The sequence below is a fragment of the Pseudomonas sp. IPO3747 genome, from assembly GCF_013385245.1.
Lineage (GTDB): Bacteria > Pseudomonadota > Gammaproteobacteria > Pseudomonadales > Pseudomonadaceae > Aquipseudomonas > Aquipseudomonas edaphica.
In genome coordinates, this window is sequence record NZ_JACAQL010000008.1 from 125,245 (window position 1) to 145,514 (window position 20,270).

The window sequence follows — 20,270 nt, forward strand, 5'->3', positions numbered from 1 at the left end:
TCGATCAGCAGTCCGGTTTGTCGGCAGTGTAACGACGGGCCGGGTTAACCGCCGCACCGAACTCACGCAGGGCCTTGGCGCCGATCAGCAACGGGTAGTTGAAACTGCTGCGGTCAGTGAGGTTGACCTCGACGGTGCGCTTGACGTTGCCCAGGCACATTTCCAGGTCGATCACCGGGCGCTTGGCCACGGTGGCTTCGTCCTTGTCCTCGTCTTCATCGGCGCGGCTTTTGATTTTGCTGATGCGCGAGACTTTGTGTTCAAAAACCTTGTCGCTGGCGTCCTTGCCGCCGAGGCGGAAGCGCACCCAGTCGTCGCCATCGCGCTGGAAGGTTTCGATATCGCGGGCCGACAGCGAAGCGGTCAGCGCGCCGGTGTCCATCTTGGCCTTGAAGGTTTGGCCGATCTCCGGCAGTTGGATGTATTCGTAGCGACCGTAGAGGGTCGGTTCGGCGGCCATGACAGGCACGGCAGCCAGGGCGAGTAAGGCAAGGAGCAGTTTCACGAAGTGATTTCCTTGGAAAGAAGTAGGCGGATTCTAGACCGCAAAAGCGTTGTTTAGTTAGATCGTTCCCACGCTCTGCGTGGCAATGCAGCTCTGGACGCTCCGCGCCAGCTCACATTCGTGCGGCAATTTGCGATTTGGCCTCTAGACTCAGCTTGCTTATCATGGCCCGTCCACCCGACTCCAAGAGTTACTTATGCGCCGCCTGCTCACCGGCTGTTTTGTCACACTGCTGTTATTGCTCAACACCCTGGTGCTGTTCGGCCCGTTGATGGTGTTTGCCCTGCTCAAGCTGGTAGCGCCCGGCCGCTTTCGCGACTACGCCTCTTGGGCCGTGATGTGGATCGCCGAGACCTGGGCCGAGATCGACAAACTGATTTTCGCGCTGTGCATCCCCACCCAATGGGACATTCGTGGCGGCGACGAACTGCGCGGCGATACGTCTTACCTGGTGATCAGCAATCACCAATCCTGGGTCGATATTCCCGCACTGATCCAGGCGCTCAACCGGCGTACGCCGTTCTTCAAATTCTTCCTGAAAAAAGAGCTGATCTGGGTGCCCTTCCTGGGCCTCGCCTGGTGGGCGCTGGATTACCCGTTCATGAAGCGCTACACCAAGGCCTTTCTGGCCAAACACCCGGAACTGGCGGGCCAGGATTTGAAGATCACCAAGCAGGCGTGCGAGCTGTTCAAGCGCCAACCGGTGACGGTGGTCAATTATCTGGAGGGCACACGGTTCAGCGAGGCCAAGCGCAAGCAGCAGGATTCGCCATTTGCCCGCTTACTCAAGCCCAAAGCGGGTGGCGTGGCGTTTGTGCTGGCGGCCATGGGTGAGCAATTGGACGCGGTCCTCGACGTGACGGTGGTCTACCCGCAGCAGAAGATCCCGGGGTTCTGGGACTTGATCTGCGGCACAGTGCCCAAGGTGATCATTGATATCCGCACCCGTGAGCTGGACCCGGCGTTGTGGCAAGGGGATTACGAGAATGACCCGGCGTTTCGCCAGACCGTCCAGAACTGGGTGAACCAGCTCTGGATGGAGAAGGATGCGCGCATCGCACAACTGCGCGCAGAGTCGCTTTAGCTGCCAGTACCCCAGGCCGAGGCCAGCTTGCCCAGCACCGATTCGCTGGCGCCCTGGCCGCCCAGGTACTTGAGGATCACCGGGGCAAATTGGCTGACCATGCCGCTGTCCATGCCCAACGCGCTGAAGGCGGTGTTCAGGTCGTTGGTGCTCTTCACGTTACCCAACAACCCGTCCAGGCCGCTGGTCTTGCTGCCGCCGCTCTGGCCGAGCATCCCGCTCAACGCGCCGAGGCTACCCAGGGAGTTGCTGCCCGAGAGTTGATCCAGGCCCGGCACACTCTTGCCCAGTTGCGAGTAGTCGGTACCGCTCAGTTTGTTCTTGGCCAGGCCCAGCATGGCGCCAGTACCGCCCACGGCTTGTTCGGGGGTGATGTTCAGTTGCGAGGTCAAGGCGCTCAGCAGGCCGGCGGTCTCAGAGCTAGGCGCCGCAGCCGCCGCCTTGTTGTTGCTGCCCTGGGCACCGGAGACGGCATTGGCCACGTCACCGAGGCTGAAACCTGCGGCAAACACCGGGCTGGCGGCCACGGTCAACAGGCAGGACAGGGCAAAACCGCGTGAAATCTTCATCAAGACAACCTCTGAATGTAGGAGCTAAAAGCAGGCGTTTGACTGACAGTCCCGAAGGAATGTTCCCACCTGCAGATTAGTTCAGAAAAATCTGCATCCAAATGTTCCCCGCGCGCGTATATCCCACAAGCGCCGCCCGGAGTCGGATGGAATGAATGCTCAAGCTGGACTACCCTCTGCCTACCGTGCGCAGTCCCGTCGCCCTCGAACGAGAGCCTGGAGAAGCCCTATTTCCATTCATGATGCTGACCCGTTGCAGCCCTTGCTGGCCCAATGTGCCCTGGGCAACCGACAGGCGTTCGAGACCCTTTACCGCAGTGTTTCGCCACGGCTGCACGGTGTCGCGTTTCGTTTCATGGGGCGCGCAGACCTGGCCGAAGAAGTGCTGCAGGAGGCCTTTGTGCGTATCTGGTACAACGCTTCGCGCTACGAGGCCCATTTGGCCGCGCCGATGACCTGGATGGTCAACATCACCCGCAACCTGGCCATCGACCAATTGCGCAAACACCGCGAACAGCCATTAGCTGAGGGCCAGCAAGACGCCATGCTCGACGACAGCCCCAGCGCCTACGAACAGCTCGACAGTGAGCGCGAAGCCCGCGCCCTCAACCGCTGCCTCGACACCCTCGACGGTATGCAACGCCAATCGATTACCGTGGCTTACTTCCAGGGCCTGTCGTGCTCGGAACTGGCCGACCACTTGGCGGCGCCCCTGGGCTCGGTCAAATCCTGGATTCGCCGCGGCATGGAGCGCCTGCGCAGGTGCCTTGAATCATGAACTACCAAACCACCACCCTGCGCCGCGCCCTCGCTGCCGATTACGCCATCGGTTTGATGCCCGCCACTGCCCGTCGGCGCTTTGAAAACCTGCTGCTGGACGATGCCGCGCTGCGCGTCGAACTCGGCCATTGGCAGGATGCCCTCGCCAGCCTGACTGGCGCCGTGCCCGAACGGCCGGTGCCGGATCATGTGTGGGCAGGCATCAAGGCCAGAATTGAACCGCAAGTGCTGCACGTGCCGGCGAAGAAACCATTCTGGATGAGTTTTCGCCTGCTGGCCGCTGCCTGTGCGGTAGTTGTCGCAGTGCTGGTGGGCGTGCTGTATCAGCGGGACATCGGCGCCGAATACAACGCCACGTTGGTCGCGGCCAACCAGCAGCCGGCGTTGCAGGTGCAGGCGTTTGGCGATCACCTGCAAGTCGAGCCACTCACATTGGCCGCCGTAGAGCCGACGCGTGCCCTGGAACTGTGGGTCATTGCGGCCGGTGGCAAACCCGTCTCCCTGGGCCTGGTGCCGAGCTCGGGTAAAGGCCGAATCCAGCTGAGCAAGGAACAGCAGGCGCTGTTGACTGCACCCGCGACCCTCGCCGTCAGCCTGGAGCCACAAGGCGGCTCACCCACCGGACAACCCACCGGCCCCGTGCTGTACCAAGGTGCCCTGGCCACTCGCTGACACAACTCAATCAATGTGGGAGCTGGCTTGCCTGCGATGGCGGTGGCTCAGCCAAGGATAAGTTGACTGGCCCGCCGCTATCGCAGGCAAGCCAGCTCCCACATTTGAGCTTCATTGGCCGGGCGACTTGCTCCCGGCGGAGGATGGCGCTTATAGTTCGGCGGTCGTCCATATGGCGACACGGGTTTGGCGACTCGGGTGAATGGTGCAAAAGCTTCTGCTTTTTTGCAGGTTCTTTTGCGTCCGCAATAGCTGCTTTCATGGTGGCTGTGCGCGGGAGACCTTCGGGTCTGCCGGTTCCATTCCCGGTTCGCCAACCTGCGTACAGCTGCCACCCATTCGTTTGGCGACGAATAAGTGTGTAGCCCACTTCTACTTGAATGGGTTTTAAAACATGAACCGATACATGCCGCTCACCGGCCACGACGCCACCACGCCCTCCCTGCTCATCGACACCCAAGTCCCGCTCGACGTGCTCCACGACGCCGCCGTCTACCGCATCCGCGCCGTCACCCAAGTCATGGAAAACCTGGCGTTTCGCGAAGGCCTGAACACCGACAACCTCGTCCTCCAGGACTTCGCCCTGCTCTGCGCCATTCCATTGCGCGATGGCTGTGATCTGCTGGATGTGATCAGCCGGCGCTTGCAGGCTTAAACACCCGATGCAAAGAAGGGCAGCGCCCTGTTGCCCTTTCCTACACGTGAAGCAACCTTTAACTCGGAACCCAACCATCGCTACAGCTCACCCAAGGCTACCCCTATCGGGCATCCCTACTCAGGAGCTGTAACCACCATGATCGGATTGGTCCCCATCTTCACTGTTTTCAACACGCCGCAATCACCGGCGCCGGCCGCCGACATTGGCCAGTGTCCCGCCACTGCCGATATCAACTCCACACCCTACACAGACCCCGACCTCCCTGCGCCGTATGGCGAAGGTTATCAATACACCGCGCCGGCCAACGGCAAGACATGGACCGGGCAAACCGCCGGTACCAACGATGACTATCTGGCCCCGGAGTACGAACTCAAACCGCAGGAAATCAATGAGCGCAACGGTAAAACTCACTGCGACTACGGCGGCAAGCGGGTGATAAAAAACGGCGAAGTGGCCGACCCGTACCTGCGACTTACAAAGCTCAAATGAATCAAACATGTCAGCGTCTGCCGGGACTCGCGTAGTCCCTTTCTGAAACGTCAAAAACGCCCCTGCACGCGTCTTACCTCGCCTGTAGCGCCTTCTTATAGTCGTGCGCCTCAGTCACTTGGAGGTGCACGCTATGCAGGGACCCTACGCATTTATTAATGAACGACCGCAGCCTTATCCGCTGCTTAAACTCGACCTTTCACTCAACCCTCACATTCAAACCAAGTTCGACATCCTCAACCAACACATTCGCAACGTCGTGGTATTGCCAGGGCAGTTGGTGATCATTCCCGATGCGCGTACCGCGTCTTGCACGACGGAAGAAGCCCAACTGATGCGCTCGGCGCAGAACATCAAACAGGCGTTGTTCGCACACTCCGCGACGGATCAACTCCTGATCAAAAACTACGATCAGTTGCAGGCCATCATGGCTCATGCGTCCTTGGGCATTGGCAGTGCCAGTAGCGCCTGGAGCAAACATCTGGCGCAAGTCGAGGCCACCCTCAAGGAAGTCGATGAGCTGCATAGGCAGTACCTGAGGAAGGGCACCGCGAGTGCGAGGAATGACTTTCTGGTTAAACGCAGGGCGTTGTTTGCGAGGCTCGATACCCAACTCTCGGGGATGGCGCGCTTTGGTACGGGGTTGAAGAGTGAAGGTTCAATCAAGAAAATGCTGGGAATTTCCACTAAGAGCTATTGGCATCATGGAGAGATTCGCAAGTACGAGGAGACCGTCAAGCGTGTAGCCAAGGCCTCCCAGCTATTGAAGAAAGGTACTTACATTGGCATCGCGCTGGATGTAGGGGCGGCAGCGCTGGAAATAACGGAGGCATGCTCCACTGGGCGTGAACAGGAGTGCACGAAAGCGAAATATGTTGACGGCGCCAAACTGGTGGGTGCCATGGGTGGCTCATATTGGGGGGGTAAAGCAGGGGCAGCTATCGGGATTGGCTCCTGCATGATTGTTTTTGGTATACCGACGGCAGGCGCCGGAGCCTTGGCATGTGCCATCATCGGTGGTGCCGCAGGCGGGCTTGCCGGGGGCGCGCTGGGGAGCGGGCTAGCCGAAGACGCAGGCAACTTTATCTATAAGACTGTGAGTAATTAAATGTTCTGGGACTACCTTGGCATGGGCTCACTCCTCTTGATGTTTCTCAGTTTTCCACTCACCTTTTGCGCCATGTACACAAGGCTCGACGCAGCAGAAAGTTACCTGCAGTACAGCAGCTTTATCGTCGGATGCAGGCACACGTTTCGGAATACTCATTTTGAAGGAAGGCCTCAACGCGTATTTTCCATGGGCCTTGTCATCCTTATCCCAAAAGTGGTTCAGTGGCGAGGGATGGTGCTTGTTGAGGACGTTGAAAAAATCCCCCTGCACCTCAAGTGCTGGATGGTCGTACCGACACTCGTTACCTACCTATCCTTTGCCGGTATGTTTATCAGCTGGTTATTTATCACAGACTGATTCGCGATAAAAAAAGGGCGACCCCAGGGTCGCCCTTATCTATCGCCTTACGCCGCGCTAAACATCTTATGCGGATCAATCACAAACTTCTTCGGCACACCCGCATCAAACTCGCCGTACCCACGCGGCGCGTCATCCAGGCTGATCACCTGCACACCGACGATTTCCGCAATGTTGATGCGATCCCACATGATCGCCTGCATCAGTGCGCGGTTGTACTTCATCACCGGCGTTTGCCCGGTGTGGAAGCTGTGGGATTTGGCCCAGCCCAGCCCAAAGCGAATGCTCAGGCTGCCCATTTTCGCGGCAGCATCAACAGCACCTGGGTCTTCGGTAACGTACAGCCCAGGGATACCGATTTTGCCCGCCACACGCACCACGCCCATCAGCGAGTTGAGCACGGTGGCCGGTGCTTCGGCCTTGGCGCCTTCATGGCCGTGGCCACGGGCTTCGAAGCCTACGGCGTCTACCGCGCAGTCCACTTCCGGCTCGCCCAGCAAGGCGGCGATTTGTTCGTGCAGTGGGGTGTCTTTGGACAGGTCGGCAATTTCAAAACCCTGGGCCTTGGCGTGGGCCAGGCGGATCGGGTTGACGTCTCCGATGATCACTACCGCTGCGCCGAGCAGGCGGGCGGAGGCGGCAGCGGCCAGGCCAACAGGGCCGGCGCCTGCGATGTAGACGGTGCTGCCTGGGCCAACGCCGGCAGTGACGGCGCCGTGGTAGCCGGTCGGCAGGATGTCGGAGAGGCAGGTCAGGTCACGGATTTTCTCCATGGCCTTGTCGCGGTCCGGCAGTTTCAGCAGGTTGAAGTCGGCATACGGCACCAGCACGTATTCGGCCTGGCCGCCGGTCCAGTCGCCCATGTCGACGTAGCCGTAAGCGCCACCGGCACGGGCCGGGTTGACGGTGAGGCACACGCCGGTGTGTTGTTCTTTGCACGAGCGGCAGCGGCCGCACGCCACGTTGAATGGCACCGACACCAGGTCACCGATCTTCAGGTTCTCGACGTCGCTGCCCTTCTCGATCACTTCGCCGGTGATTTCATGCCCCAGTACCAGGCCGGTCTGGGCAGTGGTGCGGCCGCGCACCATGTGTTGGTCGGAGCCGCAGATGTTGGTAGAGACCACGCGCAGGATGACGCCGTGCTCAATCTTCCTGCCACGGGGGTCCTGCATTTTGGGATAGTCGATTTTCTGTACTTCGACCTTGCCGTTGCCGAGATACACGACACCACGATTACCAGACATGCTTTCACCTCGCTGTTGTTTTTATGGAACCGCGTCGCCCAGGCAGGCGGCGCGTTTAAGTGCTCGGGTACAGATGCTGTTTCCTTGTGTTGTTGCTGATGGCCTCATCGCAGGCAAGCCAGCTCCCACATTCAAAGGTATTCACACATCAAATGTGGGAGCGGGCTTGCCCGCGATAGCAATCTAAAGAACGACAGTTCGGTTGGCGTTCAAAAACACCCGCCGCTCAATGTGATACCCCACTGCACGCGCCAACGTCAGCCCTTCAATATCACGCCCCTTGGCAATCAAGTCCTCGGGATAGTGGCTGTGATCCACCACCTCCACACCCTGGGCGATGATCGGGCCTTCATCCAGATCGTTGTTGATGTAATGCGCCGTGGCGCCCACCAGTTTCACGCCCTTGTTGTAGGCCTGGTGATACGGCTTGGCGCCTTTGAAACCGGGCAGCAACGAGTGGTGAATGTTGATGGCCTTGCCATCGAGCTTGCGGCACAGCTCCGGCGACAGCACTTGCATATAGCGCGCAAGAATCACCAGTTCGGCGCCGGTCTCTTCAATCACTTGCCACACCTGGCGCTCCTGGGACGGTTTGTCGTTGGGGTCGAGGGGGAAATGGTAGTAGGGAATCTGGTGCCAGTCGGCCAAAGGTTTTAAATCAGGGTGGTTGGACACCACCGCGACCACGTCCATCGACAGCTGGCCGATGCGTTGGCGGTAGAGCAAATCGTTCAGGCAGTGATCGGCCTTGGACACCATGATCACTACTTTTGGCCGATAGTTCGGCGCCGTCAGCTCGAAGATCATGCCAAAGGCTTCACCGCGCGTGGCCAAGCCATCGCGGAAGGCTTGCTCGTCAAAACCCTCAGGTTGACGAAATTCCACGCGGATAAAAAACCGGCCCGAGAGACGGTCATCGAACGAATGGTGCTCGGTGACGTAGCAGCCCTGCTCAAACAGGTAGCGGGTGACCGCGTCCACCGTGCCGAGCACGCTTGGGCAGTCGGCGGTCAAAATCCATGTGTCGGGTGCGCGGCTCATTGTGCGTGACTCCTTGATCGTTCCCACGCTCTGCGTGGGAATGCCGCCATGGACGCTCTGCGTCCCCTCTTGGGACGCGGAGCGTCCCGGGATGCATTCCCACGCAGAGCGTGGGAACGATCGTTATGCAACGACATTCAGGCCAAATTCGGCGGACGCATCCTGCAGCCACAGCCACCAGTAATCCGAGAAGCTGCGACGAATCAGCAGCTCCCAGGTGTCTTCAGCCGTGTGGCGGATCACCAGCTGCGACTTGGCGAACACCGTGCCCACCGCCTTGCCCACCGGGAAGTTATTAGGGTGCACGTCGTAGCTGGTGGACTTCATCAGCACGTCGCGCACGTTCGGGCCGCTGAGTTCGAGGATCTGCTGGCCGCCGCTGACGTTGACGATCTGGATATGCAGCTCACCCAGGGCAGCGCGCAGGTTTTGTTCGGCGGCAAACTCTTCACCGCTTGGCACGATCAACAGCCACTCATCCGGGCCGAGCCATTGCAGGCTGGTTTCACCTTTGACGATCACTTGCAAGGCACCAGGCAGTTCGATGCCGAGGGCTTTGTGCACACCGGCGGCGAACGCGGCGTCATGGCCATCGCCACGAATCGTCAGGTGGCCGAGGAGTTTCTTTTCACGCACGGTCACGCCGGCGTTCTTGCGGCCCTTGCCGACCAGGCTGGCGAGGTCGGCATGGTGCAGCGACGACTCGGCCTTGGCGCCGGTGGTGGGGCGTTGTTGGTAAACATTGGCTGCTGTCATAAAGCACCTGTTCTGAATTCTGTGGTGACTGCTCTGGCCTCATCGCGGGCAAGCCCGGCTCCCACACTTGGAACGCATTCCCCTGTGGGAGCTGGCTTGCCTGCGATGCAGGCGCCTCGGTCTGTCAGATGTTCTGCCGCTCGCCTTTCGGGTCGAAGAACACCGAGGACACAATCTCTGCCTCGATCACGCTGCCATCCGCCTGCGGTGAGAACACTCGCTCACCCATGCGCTTCAAGCCGCCCTTGACCACCGCCATCGCAAACGAATAACCCAGCGAGTTATGCGCGTAGCTTGAGGTCACGTGGCCGACCATCTTCATCGGGATCGACTGCTTAGGGTCGAACACCAACTGCGCGCCTTCCGGCAGCCATACATTCGGGTCAATCGGCTTCAAGCCCACCAACTGCTTACGTTCTTCACGCACGCAGTCTTCACGGTTCATCCCGCGCCAGCCGATCCACGAGAACGGTTTGGTACGGCCTACGCACCAGCCCATGTTCAGGTCGTCCGGGGTCATCGAGCCGTCGGTGTCTTGCCCGACGATGATGAAACCCTTCTCGGCGCGCAGTACGTGCATGGTCTCGGTGCCGTAAGGCGTCAGGTTGTACTTCTTGCCGGCCGCAACGATCTGTTCGAGCACGCCCATGGCGTAGTCGGCCTGCACGTTGACTTCGTACGACAGCTCGCCGGTAAACGAGATACGGAACACCCGCGCCGGTACGCCGCCAACCAGGCCTTCCTTCCAGGTCATGAACGGGAAACCGTCCTTATCCAGGTCGATGTCGGTGACTTCGGCCAGCAGTTTGCGGCTGTTGGGGCCGGACAAGGTCATGGTCGCCCAGTGGTCGGTGACCGAGGTGAAGTACACCTTGAGGTCTGGCCACTCGGTCTGCTGGTAGATTTCCAGCCACTGCAGCACGCGGGCGGCGCCGCCGGTGGTGGTGGTCATCAGGAAGTGGTTGTCGGCGAGACAGGCGGTGACGCCGTCGTCGAAGACCATGCCGTCTTCCTTGCACATCAGGCCGTAGCGGGCCTTGCCCACGTCGAGCTTGGTCCAGGCGTTGCTGTAGATGCGGTTGAGGAACTCGCGGGCATCCGGGCCTTGAATATCGATCTTGCCGAGGGTGGACGCATCCAGCAGGCCGACGCTGTCGCGTACCGCCAGGCATTCGCGCTTCACGGCGGCGTGCAGGTCTTCACCGTTACGCGGGAAGTACCAAGGGCGTTTCCATTGGCCGACATCTTCAAACTCGGCGCCGTTTTTAACGTGCCAGGCTTGCAGCGCGGTGTAGCGCACCGGCTCAAAAATGTGCCCACAGTGACGGCCCGCCACGGCGCCGAAGGTCACCGGCGTGTAGTTGGGGCGGAACATCGTGGTGCCCATCTGCGGGATGGTCACGTTCAGCGAGCGGGCCGCAATGGCCAGGCCGTTGACGTTGCCGAGCTTGCCCTGATCGGTGCCGAAGCCCAGCGCGGTGTAGCGCTTGACGTGCTCGACCGACTCGAACCCTTCGCGGGTCGCCAGCTCAATGGCGGCAGCGGTGACGTCGTTTTGCAGGTCGACAAATTGCTTCGGCGCCCGTGCGGTCGGCTTGTCATGGGGCACCTGGTAAATGCCCAGGGTTGGCTCTTCCAGACGGCTCAAGGCTTTTGGCAGCGTGCCTTCCACCGGTGCAAACCCGGCTTCGCTGGCTGCGCGCACGCCGCCTTCAAAACCATCGGCCAGGGAATCGCCGAGGCCGTAGACGCCATTGATACCGCCGACGCACACACGTTTTTGCGGGGCTTCGCCTGGCACAAAACCGAGGATGTCTTCACGCCAGGTCGGCTTGCCGCCCAGGTGCGAAGCCAGGTGAACCACTGGGCTGTAGCCGCCGGAGCTGGCCACCAGGTCGCAGTCCAGCCACTCGCCGGGGCTGGTGACTTTGTGTGCTTTGACGTCAATCGCCGCCACGCGTGCAGCGGTCACGTGCTTGCTGCCACGGGCTTCGATCACGGCGCTGCCGGTGAGGATGCGAATACCTTTGGCGCGGGCTTCTTCCACCAGGGCGCCGCGTGGGTTGTGACGCACATCAGCCACGGCGACCACTTGCAGGCCCGCATCAAGCCAGTCCAGCGCGACGCGGTAGGCGTGGTCGTTGTTGGTCGACAGCACCAGTTTTTTGCCGGGTGCCACGCCGTAGCGGCGCACGTAGGTAGAGACTGCACCGGCGAGCATATTGCCCGGCACGTCGTTGTTGCCGTACACCAACGGACGCTCGCACGCACCGGTCGCCAGCACCACGCGCTTGGCACGCACACGGTGGATGCGCTGGCGCACCTGGCCAATCGGCGCACGGTCACCGAGGTGGTCGGTGAGGCGTTCGTGAATGGTCAGGAAGTTGTGGTCGTGGTAGCCATTGACGGTGGCACGCGGCAGCAACACCACGTCCGGCAGGGCTTTGAGTTCCGCGATCACGCTGGCAACCCATTCGGTCGCCGGCTTGCCGTCGAGGCTTTCGCGTGAGTCCAGCAAGGAGCCGCCGAATTCTTCCTGTTCGTCAGCAATAATCACGCGGGCACCGCTGCGCGCAGCGGCCAATGCCGCGGCCAGGCCAGCAGGGCCGGCACCCACAATCAGCACGTCGCAATGACGGTTGAAGTTGTCGTAGGTGTCCGGGTCATTCTCGGTCGGCGAGCGGCCAAGGCCCGCAGCCTTACGAATGTACTTCTCGTAAGTCATCCAGAACGATTGCGGGTACATGAAGGTTTTGTAGTAGAACCCCGGCGGCATCAGCTTGCCGCCGACCTTGCCGAGAATGCCCATCACGTCATTGTTAACGTTCGGCCAGCCGTTGGTGCTGGTGGCGACCAAACCCTGGTACAGCGCCTGTTGCGTGGCGCGCACGTTGGGAATCTGGGTGGCTTCGGTGGCGCCGATCTGCAGCACCGCGTTCGGTTCTTCGGCGCCCGCTGCAAAGATGCCGCGCGGGCGCGAGTACTTGAAGCTACGGCCGATGATGTCGACGCCGTTGGCCAGCAGGGCTGCGGCCAGGGTGTCGCCCTCAAAGCCCTTGTAGCTCTGGCCGTTGAAGGTAAACGTCAGGGCTTTGTTGCGGTCGATGCGGCCACCGTTGGACAGGCGATTGATCTGGCTCATACCTTCTCTCCAGCAGCCTTGGCGGTGAATTGCGGCTTGGTGCCGATCTTGTAGGTTTCAAGAATTTCGTAGGTCAGGGTGTCGCGGGTGGCGTTGAAGTACTGACGGCAACCGGCGGCATGGATCCACAGCTCGTGATGCAGCCCGCGTGGGTTGTCACGGAAGAACATGTAGTCGCCCCACTCTTCATCGGTGCAGGCGTTCGGGTCCAGCGGGCGCGGGATGTGCGCTTGGCCGGACGCGTGGAATTCCTCTTCGGAGCGCAGTTCGCCACAGTGAGGACAGAAGATATGCAACATAGGGAATTTCTCCTGTTAGTGGGCGACGGCCGCAGCGCCGTGTTCGTCGATCAACGCACCGTTGTGGAAACGGTCGATGGAGAATGGCGCTGCCAATGGGTGCATTTCACCCTTGGCGAGGCTGGCGGCAAACACGTTGCCTGAGCCTGGAGTGGCTTTAAAACCGCCGGTGCCCCAGCCGCAGTTGAAGAACATGTTCGGCACCGGGGTTTTGGAGATGATCGGGCAGGCGTCCGGCGTGGTGTCGACGATGCCGCCCCACTGGCGGTTCATGCGCACCCGCGACAGCACCGGGAACATCTCGACGATGGCCTGGATGGTGTGTTCGATTACCGGGTAAGAACCACGCTGGCCGTAGCCGTTGTAGCCGTCGATACCGGCGCCGATCACCAGGTCGCCCTTGTCGGACTGGCTGATGTAACCGTGCACGGCGTTGGACATGATCACGCTGTCGATAATCGGCTTGATCGGCTCGGACACCAGCGCTTGCAGCGGGTGGGATTCGATTGGCAGGCGGAAGCCGGCGAGCGAGGCCATGTGCCCGGAGTTACCGGCAGTGACCACACCCACGCGCTTGGCGCCAATAAAACCCTTGTTGGTTTCGACGCCGATGCACACGCCGTTTTCCTTGCGAAAGCCGATCACTTCGGTCTGCTGGATCAGGTCCACGCCGAGTGCGTCAGCGGCGCGCGCGAAGCCCCAGGCCACGGCATCGTGGCGGGCTACGCCGCCGCGCCGTTGCACGGTGGCGCCGAGTACCGGGTAGCGGGTGTTTTTTGAGCAGTCGAGGTACGGGATCTCGTCGGCCACTTGTTTGGCGTTGAGCAACTCGCCGTCCACGCCATTGAGGCGGTTGGCGCTCACGCGACGCTCGGAGTCCCGGATGTCTTGCAGGGTGTGGCACAGGTTGTAGACGCCACGCTGGGAGAACATCACGTTGTAGTTCAGGTCCTGGGACAGGCCTTCCCACAGTTTCATCGCGTGTTCGTACAGGTGCGCCGACTCGTCCCACAGGTAGTTGGAACGCACGATGGTGGTGTTGCGCGCGGTGTTACCGCCGCCCAGCCAGCCTTTCTCGACCACGGCCACGTTGGTGATGCCGTGCTCTTTGGCCAAATAGTAAGCCGTCGCCAGACCATGCCCGCCGCCGCCGACGATAACCACGTCGTAGACCTTTTTCGGTGTGGGCGTGCGCCACATCTTCTGCCAGTTTTCGTGGTGGCTGAGTGAGTGCTTGAAGAGGCCGAAGCCCGAGTAGCGTTGCATAGTCATTACTCCAAAACCGCGCTCAGCGATAAACCGGGAAATCAGCGCACAGGGCAGACACGTGCTTGGCCACGTTGGCCTCGACATCGGCGTCGCCGAGGTTGTCGAGGATGTCGCAGATCCAGCCGGCCAGCTCGATGCATTGCGGCACCTTGAAACCCCGCGTGGTCACCGCCGGGGTGCCGATGCGCAGGCCCGAGGTCACGAACGGCGACTGCGGGTCGTTCGGTACGGCGTTCTTGTTAACGGTGATGTGGGCGCGGCCGAGGGCAGCGTCCGCGTCTTTGCCGGTGAGGCCCTGGCGGATCAGGCTGACCAGGAACAGGTGGTTATCGGTGCCGCCGGACACCACGTCGTAGCCGCGCTTGATAAACACGTCTGCCATGGCCTGGGCGTTGTCGATCACCTGTTGTTGGTAAGCCTTGAAACCGGGCTCCAGCGCTTCCTTGAAGCACACGGCCTTGCCGGCGATAACGTGCATCAGCGGGCCGCCCTGGGCGCCGGGGAACACGGCAGCGTTGAGTTTCTTCTCGATGGCTTCGTTGGCCTTGGCCAGGATCAAACCGCCACGTGGGCCGCGCAGGGTTTTGTGGGTGGTGGTGGTGACCACATCGGCGTAAGGCAGCGGGTTCGGGTACAGGCCCGCGGCAACCAGGCCGGCGACGTGGGCCATGTCGACGAACAGCAGTGCGCCAACCTTGTCGGCGATCTGACGGAAGCGCGGGAAATCGAGGGTCTTGGAGTAAGCCGAGAAACCGGCCACGATCATTTTCGGCTGGCATTCGACGGCCAGGCGCTCAACTTCGTCGTAGTCGATCAAACCGGTATCGGTGTTGATGCCGTACTGCACGGCGTTGTACAGCTTGCCCGAGGACGACACTTTGGCGCCGTGGGTCAAGTGGCCGCCGTGGGCCAGGCTCATGCCCAGGATGGTGTCACCGGCATTGATCAGCGCCAGGTACACCGCGCTGTTGGCGGACGAACCGGAGTGTGGCTGCACGTTGGCGTAATCAGCGCCGAACAGTTGTTTGGCGCGCTCGATGGCCAGGGCTTCAACCTTGTCCACATGCTCGCAGCCGCCGTAGTAGCGCTTGCCTGGGTAGCCTTCGGCGTATTTGTTGGTCAGGCCGCTGCCCTGGGCTTCCATGACGCGTTTGCTGGTGTAGTTCTCTGACGCGATCAGCTCGATATGGTCTTCCTGACGCTGCTCCTCGGCATTCATCGCCGCCAGCAATGCGTCGTCATACCCTTGGATCTGGTCTTTTTTGCTGAACATCGCGTCTCTCCCAGCCTTTCGTATTGTTGAGGCCCTCGCAGGGCCCTTTGATGCGATGGTAGGGCTGGCGCAGCGAGGTCAAATGCCTACGCACGCCACGCAAAGGTGCGTTTACGACATGGCTTCGCGGGTGGGCGATAAAACACGCAGATGGCTCGGGCCGCCTGAAGATTTAGAAACAGAAACCTGACACTTTAAGCCTCACACGCCTGAAAACTTGGCTACGCTTGCCACTCAAACAGCGCCAGCTCATGTATTCGACGCTTTCACTGTTCAGTCCAACAGATTGGACGCCCTACACCGTTGAGGAACGCGGGCATGGCGCTCGACTCTTCGCCCAACCTGGCCACGCCGCTGACGCAAAGCGTTACACCTGCACGGTGCGCGTGGTGCCTTCCCCGATGCGAGCGCAGGGATATTCGCGCCAGGCTGGGATGTTGGCCTTGTGACGACTGACCCCGAATTGGGCAGCGTGGCGCACCTGGCAGCGTACAGGCTGGGCAGCCCATTCCCCGAGGATGCCAAGCTCTGCGCAGCGTTGAGTTCATTCTGGCCTGCAGTTGCATCAGACTCAGCACAAGCCTATCCACCAAACGTCTGGGCGGGTCCGACCGTAAAACCAATGCTGGATCAGGAGATCGGCAAAAGTGCCGGTTTCCCGTGGGATGGCGTACCCGCTCCGAAAAAATACGTCGCCAATTACGCGCCCCATAGAGCGTACGAAACTTACTTCTATACCGACTACACAGAGAACGCGCTGAACGGGAAGTTCTCATTGGCACTCACAGGCAAAGTCGACTCGCAGGAATATCAACGGCGAATCGATGCTTTCCGGCGCGTCAAACTGTCATTGAGCACCACACCTGGAAATTGGTTTATCGACACATTCAGCATGGCAACGCCCGACAGCGCAGGCCGCTATGACGTGATCATAATAGGTGCCGGCCCGGCGGGTTGCTCGGCGGCCATTTGCTGCGCTCAACAGGGCTTGAAAGTGGCACTGATTGAGCGCCTGTCTTTTCCGCGCCACCGCCCGGGTGAAACCCTGCACCCCGGCATAGAGCCTCTGCTTCAGCAACTGGGTGTGGCTGAAAAAATCCGCGGCGACGCCTTCGTCCGGCCTGCGGGTACTTGGGTGAGGTGGGACACTGAACGACACTTTGTGCCTTTCGGGCAAGACCAAAACGGACCTTGGCGGGGGTTTCAGATTCCCCGAGCAATGCTGGACGGGTTGCTGCTGGATCGAGCAGCCGCGTCAGGTGTCCACGTCCTGCAACCCTGCCAGGCAAAGACCGTGTTGCAGATAAAAGATCTAGTGGTGGGCCTCCAGACCCAGGCCGGGCAACTGTTTTGCAGGCACCTTATTGATGCCAGTGGCGCTCACGGCTGGCTTGCACGCCAATTAAGGCTGACATCGCGTCGCTGCTCGCCCCCGCTGACTGCCGCGTATGGCTATAAGCGAGGAACAGTCGAAGACAGCGCACTGGGCATCTTCGCAGACCCATCGGGCTGGTATTGGACGGCTCACATCGGCCAGCAGCTTTATCACTGGACGAGACTGCACTTTGTGCAAGATAAATCACCGAAGATGGCGGCTGTTCCAGCCTGTTTTGAACACTTACCGTGTGAAGGAAAGATCCGGGGGGCAGATGTCACTTGGTCAATCTGTGATCAGGCAGCGGGTAAAGGCTATTTCATCATCGGAGACGCAGCCAGCAGGTTGGACCCGGGCGCCTCTCATGGCGTACTCAAGGCGCTGATGTCAGGAATGATGGCCGCGCAATGTATTGCCGACGAAAGCCTCAACCCAATGCACAGGCAGGCTATTTCACTTCAATATTGCCAGTGGCTGCGAGATTGGTTCGAGCGAGACGTACAAAAAATGCGCGATTTCTATGCGGCTCATCCGTTCCCACCTTGTTGGCTCGAGTCGATGTCAGCCAATGGCCTTTCGAACCCCCAACAAAAGTAAAAAATGTAACGGATACAGCGCGTAAGCCCAGCGGCGCATCGCCGGTGGCGAGACGTTTTTGCCGTATCGCAACAAGACCAAACCCGCCAATGGCGCAATCAGGCAAGCGGCCAACCCCATCAGCGCCACAGGCGTGCCGCTATTGAGCAGAATCTGCCATTGATTGGCGGCCACGCAGACCAAACCCGGCAACACGCTGAAATACCATGGCCGGTTAAACACCAGCAGCATCGCCAGCGGCAGTAACACACCGAAAAACCCGAACATCAGCTGGGCAGAAAACAGCGCCGCGATGACTAGGGCAATCAGCGCCAATCCTCGATCAAAAAGCACCTTCTGCTGCCATCCTCGGGCAACCAGCAACCCCAGCGCCAACGTCGGCAAGACGTTCAATGTATCGGCATCCTCGATAAACATCCGGTAGGGCACTTCACTGATCACACTGAACAGCAACAGCCAGCCCAGGTAGCGCCACTGGCCCGTGACGGGAGCATTGGCGACCCGGTGCAAATTGGCTGCAATCGCCAGGCAAAACCACGGAAACGCCAGGCGCCCCGGCACGTACAGGCCGTCCAGGCTCAAACCGACATAACGCAAGTGGTCGAGCACCATGCTCAGCAGCGCCAGCCACTTGAGCAGATCCAGTGCGCCATCGCGGACGCGTCCGACAGCCAACGTGTGTGTACCGTGCATAATTCCCCAGTGACTTTGCATTTACAGTGCGTGCGCACCCGCGACAATCTTGGTTACAGTGCGCACCAACATCGACCACAGGAATGGGCCATGACCGACAATAGCCAACAATTCGCCAGCGACAACTATTCCGGCATCTGCCCGGAAGCCTGGGCCGCCATGGAACAAGCCAACCAGGGCCATCAACGCGCCTACGGCGACGATGAGTGGACCCACCGTGCCGCCGACGGTTTCCGCAATTTGTTCGAAACCGACTGTGAAGTGTTCTTCGCCTTCAACGGCACCGCGGCCAACTCCCTGGCGCTGTCTTCGCTGTGCCAGAGCTACCATAGCGTGATTTGCTCGGAAACCGCCCACGTCGAAACCGACGAATGTGGTGCGCCGGAGTTCTTCTCCAACGGCTCCAAGCTGCTCACCGCCCGCACCGAAAACGGCAAGCTGACGCCCGAATCGATCCGCGAGATCGCCCTCAAGCGCCAGGACATCCACTACCCCAAACCGCGCGTGGTCACCCTCACCCAAGCCACGGAAGTGGGCAGCGTGTATACCCCGGAAGAAATCCGCGCCATCAGCGTCACCTGCAAAGAGCTGGGCCTGAACCTGCACATGGACGGCGCGCGCTTCTCCAACGCCTGCGCGTTCCTGGGCTGCTCGCCGGCCGACCTGACCTGGAAAGCCGGTGTGGATGTACTGTGTTTCGGCGGCACCAAAAACGGCATGGCAGTAGGCGAAGCCATCCTGTTCTTCAACCACAAACTGGCTGAAGACTTCGATTACCGCTGCAAACAGGCCGGCCAGTTGGCCTCGAAAATGCGCTTCCTCTCCGCCCCATGGGTGGGCCTGCTGGAAAACGATGCCTGGCTCAAACACGCCCGCCACGCCAACCAATGCGCCCAATTGCTCAGCAGCCTGGTGGCGGACATTCCCGGCGTGGAACTGATGTTCCCGGTACAGGCCAACGGCGTGTTCCTGCAACTCTCGGAACCGGCCATCGCAGCGCTGACGGCCAAGGGCTGGCGCTTCTACACCTTCATTGGCAAAGGTGGCGCACGGTTCATGTGTGCGTGGGATACCGAAGAAGAACGCGTAAGAGAATTAGCCGCAGACATTAGGGAAGTGATGAACGCTTAAGCCTCACGAATACTGGCGCATTGCCGAGACTGTTATTTGGTATTTCTGACAGCATCACAGTCCACTTTCATCGTCTAGCCTCTTGGAACCCGAAAGGAAAACGCCGCTGCAGCGGCCACCTTTCGGGCACAACTGCCTGCCGAATAATCGGTCGGAAACGGAAATCCAGCAGAGGGTTAGACCATGGAAGTTCAATGCTACAACACTAAAGCGTTGCAGGAAGGCAGTCTCAGCACCACGTTTGTGAGCTGGGATGAGTTCAGGAAACTGGCGAAAGTCGGTGACACCATCAGGGAGCCTTCAAGAACCCTGGTCATCACCGAAAAAACCTTTGAACTGACAGCATCAGGTGAGCAGTTCGCCATACAGATATACGCACGCTAACCAAGCTGACCCGATCGCTCCCACGCTCGCGCGGGCGCGATTAACTGAATGTACATGATCGTTCCCACGCTATGCGTGGGAATGCATCCCCGGACGCTCTGCGTCCAAGCCGCACCCAGATTCAAGGACGAATCCATGGGCAGAAGCCGCTACGTCATCACCGAACCCGAAAAGCCGCACTTCCTCACCTGCACCGTCATGGAGTGGCTACCGCTGTTCACCCGTGACTACATCGTTGGTCATCTTTTGGACTGCTGGCGATATCAACAAAACCACCACGCCCTGAATCTCTTCGGCTACGTCGTTCTCGAAAACCACTTGCACTTCGTCGCTCAGGCTCCCGACCTTGGCAAATGCGTGAGCCAATTCAAATCCTTTACCGCCCGTACCATCATTGATGATTTGCAGCGCCGAGGCGCAGAGCGTTTATTACAACGCCTGCGGTTCAGCAAACGGGCGCACAAGGTAGACCGGGCTTATCAACTTTGGCAGGAAGGCGCACACGCTGAGTTGGTGTACAGCGAGGGGGTGATGCACCAGAAACTTGATTACATTCACCACAACCCGGTGAAACGAGGATATGTGGACCTAGCCGAACACTGGCGGTATTCCAGTGCGCGCAATTACGCAGGGCAGGAAGGGCTCATCGAAATTCAACAGTGGCACTAGTGCCCGCCGCCCCCTCTCTGCGTGAGAATGCCTCCAGGGACGCTCCGCGTCCCGCCCTATGTGCATGGCTTGAATACTGGGCACTTTGTGACGCGGAGCGTCACGGGCTGCATTCCCACGCGGAGCGTGGGAATGATCGGGGGGTGGACACTCAACCAGCTCGTTCCCA

At 60.1% G+C, this 20,270-nt stretch carries 21 protein-coding genes; 11 read left to right on the forward strand and 10 right to left on the reverse strand.

The window, feature by feature from the left end; all coding sequences use genetic code 11:
- Window positions 1-4: 4 nt before the first annotated feature.
- Entirely contained in the window at window positions 5-505 is a 501-nt protein-coding gene (locus HX790_RS12180; RefSeq protein ID WP_017138002.1) for an ATP-dependent zinc protease, read from the reverse strand.
- 196 nt (window positions 506-701) lie between these two features.
- On the opposite strand from HX790_RS12180, the gene HX790_RS12185 reads away from it, so the two are divergent.
- Complete coding sequence (locus HX790_RS12185) at window positions 702-1,589, forward strand: acyltransferase (protein WP_017138001.1); 888 nt, start codon at window positions 702-704, stop codon at window positions 1,587-1,589.
- Here the strand turns inward: HX790_RS12185 and HX790_RS12190 are convergent.
- Window positions 1,586-2,158, reverse strand: a complete 573-nt coding sequence (locus HX790_RS12190) for a DUF2780 domain-containing protein (RefSeq protein ID WP_017138000.1) — start codon at window positions 2,156-2,158, stop codon at window positions 1,586-1,588. The two genes, HX790_RS12185 and HX790_RS12190, sit on opposite strands and share 4 nt — an antisense overlap.
- Window positions 2,159-2,309: 151 nt before the next feature.
- Between HX790_RS12190 and HX790_RS12195 the strand changes: the two genes are divergently transcribed.
- The 6 genes from HX790_RS12195 (at window position 2,310) to HX790_RS12220 (ending at window position 6,225) form a co-directional block, all read left to right on the forward strand.
- Window positions 2,310-2,936, forward strand: a complete 627-nt coding sequence (locus tag HX790_RS12195) for a sigma-70 family RNA polymerase sigma factor (protein ID WP_017137999.1) — start codon at window positions 2,310-2,312, stop codon at window positions 2,934-2,936.
- Window positions 2,933-3,610, forward strand: a complete 678-nt coding sequence (locus tag HX790_RS12200) for an anti-sigma factor domain-containing protein (RefSeq protein ID WP_017137998.1) — start codon at window positions 2,933-2,935, stop codon at window positions 3,608-3,610. The genes HX790_RS12195 and HX790_RS12200 overlap by 4 nt, the downstream gene beginning before the upstream one ends.
- 394 nt (window positions 3,611-4,004) lie before the next feature.
- Window positions 4,005-4,265 (forward strand): hypothetical protein, encoded by a 261-nt coding sequence (locus HX790_RS12205; RefSeq protein ID WP_017137997.1) that lies wholly within the window; start codon window positions 4,005-4,007, stop codon window positions 4,263-4,265.
- A 138-nt stretch (window positions 4,266-4,403) separates the two neighbouring features.
- The gene (locus HX790_RS12210; protein ID WP_017137996.1) at window positions 4,404-4,757 is read left to right on the forward strand and encodes a hypothetical protein; all 354 of its coding nucleotides are present in this window, start codon (window positions 4,404-4,406) and stop codon (window positions 4,755-4,757) included.
- 133 nt (window positions 4,758-4,890) lie between these two features.
- Window positions 4,891-5,865, forward strand: a complete 975-nt coding sequence (locus HX790_RS12215; protein ID WP_017137995.1) for a hypothetical protein — start codon at window positions 4,891-4,893, stop codon at window positions 5,863-5,865.
- Entirely contained in the window at window positions 5,866-6,225 is a 360-nt protein-coding gene (locus HX790_RS12220; protein ID WP_017137994.1) for a hypothetical protein, read from the forward strand.
- 47 nt (window positions 6,226-6,272) lie between these two features.
- On the opposite strand, the gene fdhA is transcribed toward HX790_RS12220, so the two are convergent.
- The 7 genes from fdhA to glyA all read right to left on the reverse strand — a co-directional run bounded on the left by fdhA (window position 6,273) and on the right by glyA (window position 15,252).
- Window positions 6,273-7,472: a formaldehyde dehydrogenase, glutathione-independent gene (gene fdhA / locus HX790_RS12225; protein WP_017137993.1), complete on the reverse strand. Its 1,200-nt coding sequence runs from the start codon at window positions 7,470-7,472 to the stop codon at window positions 6,273-6,275.
- Between the two features lie 183 nt (window positions 7,473-7,655).
- A complete protein-coding gene (gene purU / locus HX790_RS12230; protein ID WP_056857793.1) occupies window positions 7,656-8,513 on the reverse strand; it encodes a formyltetrahydrofolate deformylase in 858 nt (285 codons plus the stop codon).
- A 123-nt stretch (window positions 8,514-8,636) separates the two neighbouring features.
- Window positions 8,637-9,269 carry a sarcosine oxidase subunit gamma gene (locus HX790_RS12235; protein WP_099550387.1) on the reverse strand — a complete coding sequence of 211 codons (633 nt, stop codon included), beginning with the start codon at window positions 9,267-9,269 and terminating at the stop codon, window positions 8,637-8,639.
- A gap of 124 nt (window positions 9,270-9,393) precedes the next feature.
- Window positions 9,394-12,411, reverse strand: a complete 3,018-nt coding sequence (locus HX790_RS12240) for a sarcosine oxidase subunit alpha (protein WP_099550386.1) — start codon at window positions 12,409-12,411, stop codon at window positions 9,394-9,396.
- Entirely contained in the window at window positions 12,408-12,710 is a 303-nt protein-coding gene (locus HX790_RS12245; RefSeq protein ID WP_015886243.1) for a sarcosine oxidase subunit delta, read from the reverse strand. The genes HX790_RS12240 and HX790_RS12245 overlap by 4 nt, the downstream gene beginning before the upstream one ends.
- A 15-nt stretch (window positions 12,711-12,725) precedes the next feature.
- Entirely contained in the window at window positions 12,726-13,976 is a 1,251-nt protein-coding gene (locus HX790_RS12250; RefSeq protein WP_010207084.1) for a sarcosine oxidase subunit beta, read from the reverse strand.
- A 22-nt stretch (window positions 13,977-13,998) separates the two neighbouring features.
- Window positions 13,999-15,252, reverse strand: a complete 1,254-nt coding sequence (gene glyA / locus HX790_RS12255) for a serine hydroxymethyltransferase (RefSeq protein ID WP_099550385.1) — start codon at window positions 15,250-15,252, stop codon at window positions 13,999-14,001.
- A 445-nt stretch (window positions 15,253-15,697) separates the two neighbouring features.
- On the opposite strand from glyA, the gene HX790_RS12260 reads away from it, so the two are divergent.
- Window positions 15,698-17,224, forward strand: coding sequence for an FAD-dependent oxidoreductase (locus tag HX790_RS12260; protein ID WP_369683565.1), 1,527 nt, complete (start codon window positions 15,698-15,700; stop codon window positions 17,222-17,224).
- On the opposite strand, the gene HX790_RS12265 is transcribed toward HX790_RS12260, so the two are convergent.
- Entirely contained in the window at window positions 17,189-17,917 is a 729-nt protein-coding gene (locus tag HX790_RS12265) for a TraX family protein (protein WP_176991604.1), read from the reverse strand. The genes HX790_RS12260 and HX790_RS12265 overlap by 36 nt on opposite strands.
- Window positions 17,918-18,007: 90 nt before the next feature.
- Here HX790_RS12265 and HX790_RS12270 point away from each other — a divergent pair, with 90 nt between their 5' ends.
- The 3 genes from HX790_RS12270 (at window position 18,008) to HX790_RS12280 (ending at window position 20,101) form a co-directional block, all read left to right on the forward strand.
- Window positions 18,008-19,048 carry a low specificity L-threonine aldolase gene (locus HX790_RS12270; RefSeq protein WP_017137986.1) on the forward strand — a complete coding sequence of 347 codons (1,041 nt, stop codon included), beginning with the start codon at window positions 18,008-18,010 and terminating at the stop codon, window positions 19,046-19,048.
- A 183-nt stretch (window positions 19,049-19,231) separates the two neighbouring features.
- Window positions 19,232-19,432: a hypothetical protein gene (locus HX790_RS12275; RefSeq protein WP_017137985.1), complete on the forward strand. Its 201-nt coding sequence runs from the start codon at window positions 19,232-19,234 to the stop codon at window positions 19,430-19,432.
- Between the two features lie 135 nt (window positions 19,433-19,567).
- Window positions 19,568-20,101: a hypothetical protein gene (locus tag HX790_RS12280; RefSeq protein ID WP_026013773.1), complete on the forward strand. Its 534-nt coding sequence runs from the start codon at window positions 19,568-19,570 to the stop codon at window positions 20,099-20,101.
- Window positions 20,102-20,270: the final 169 nt, after the last annotated feature.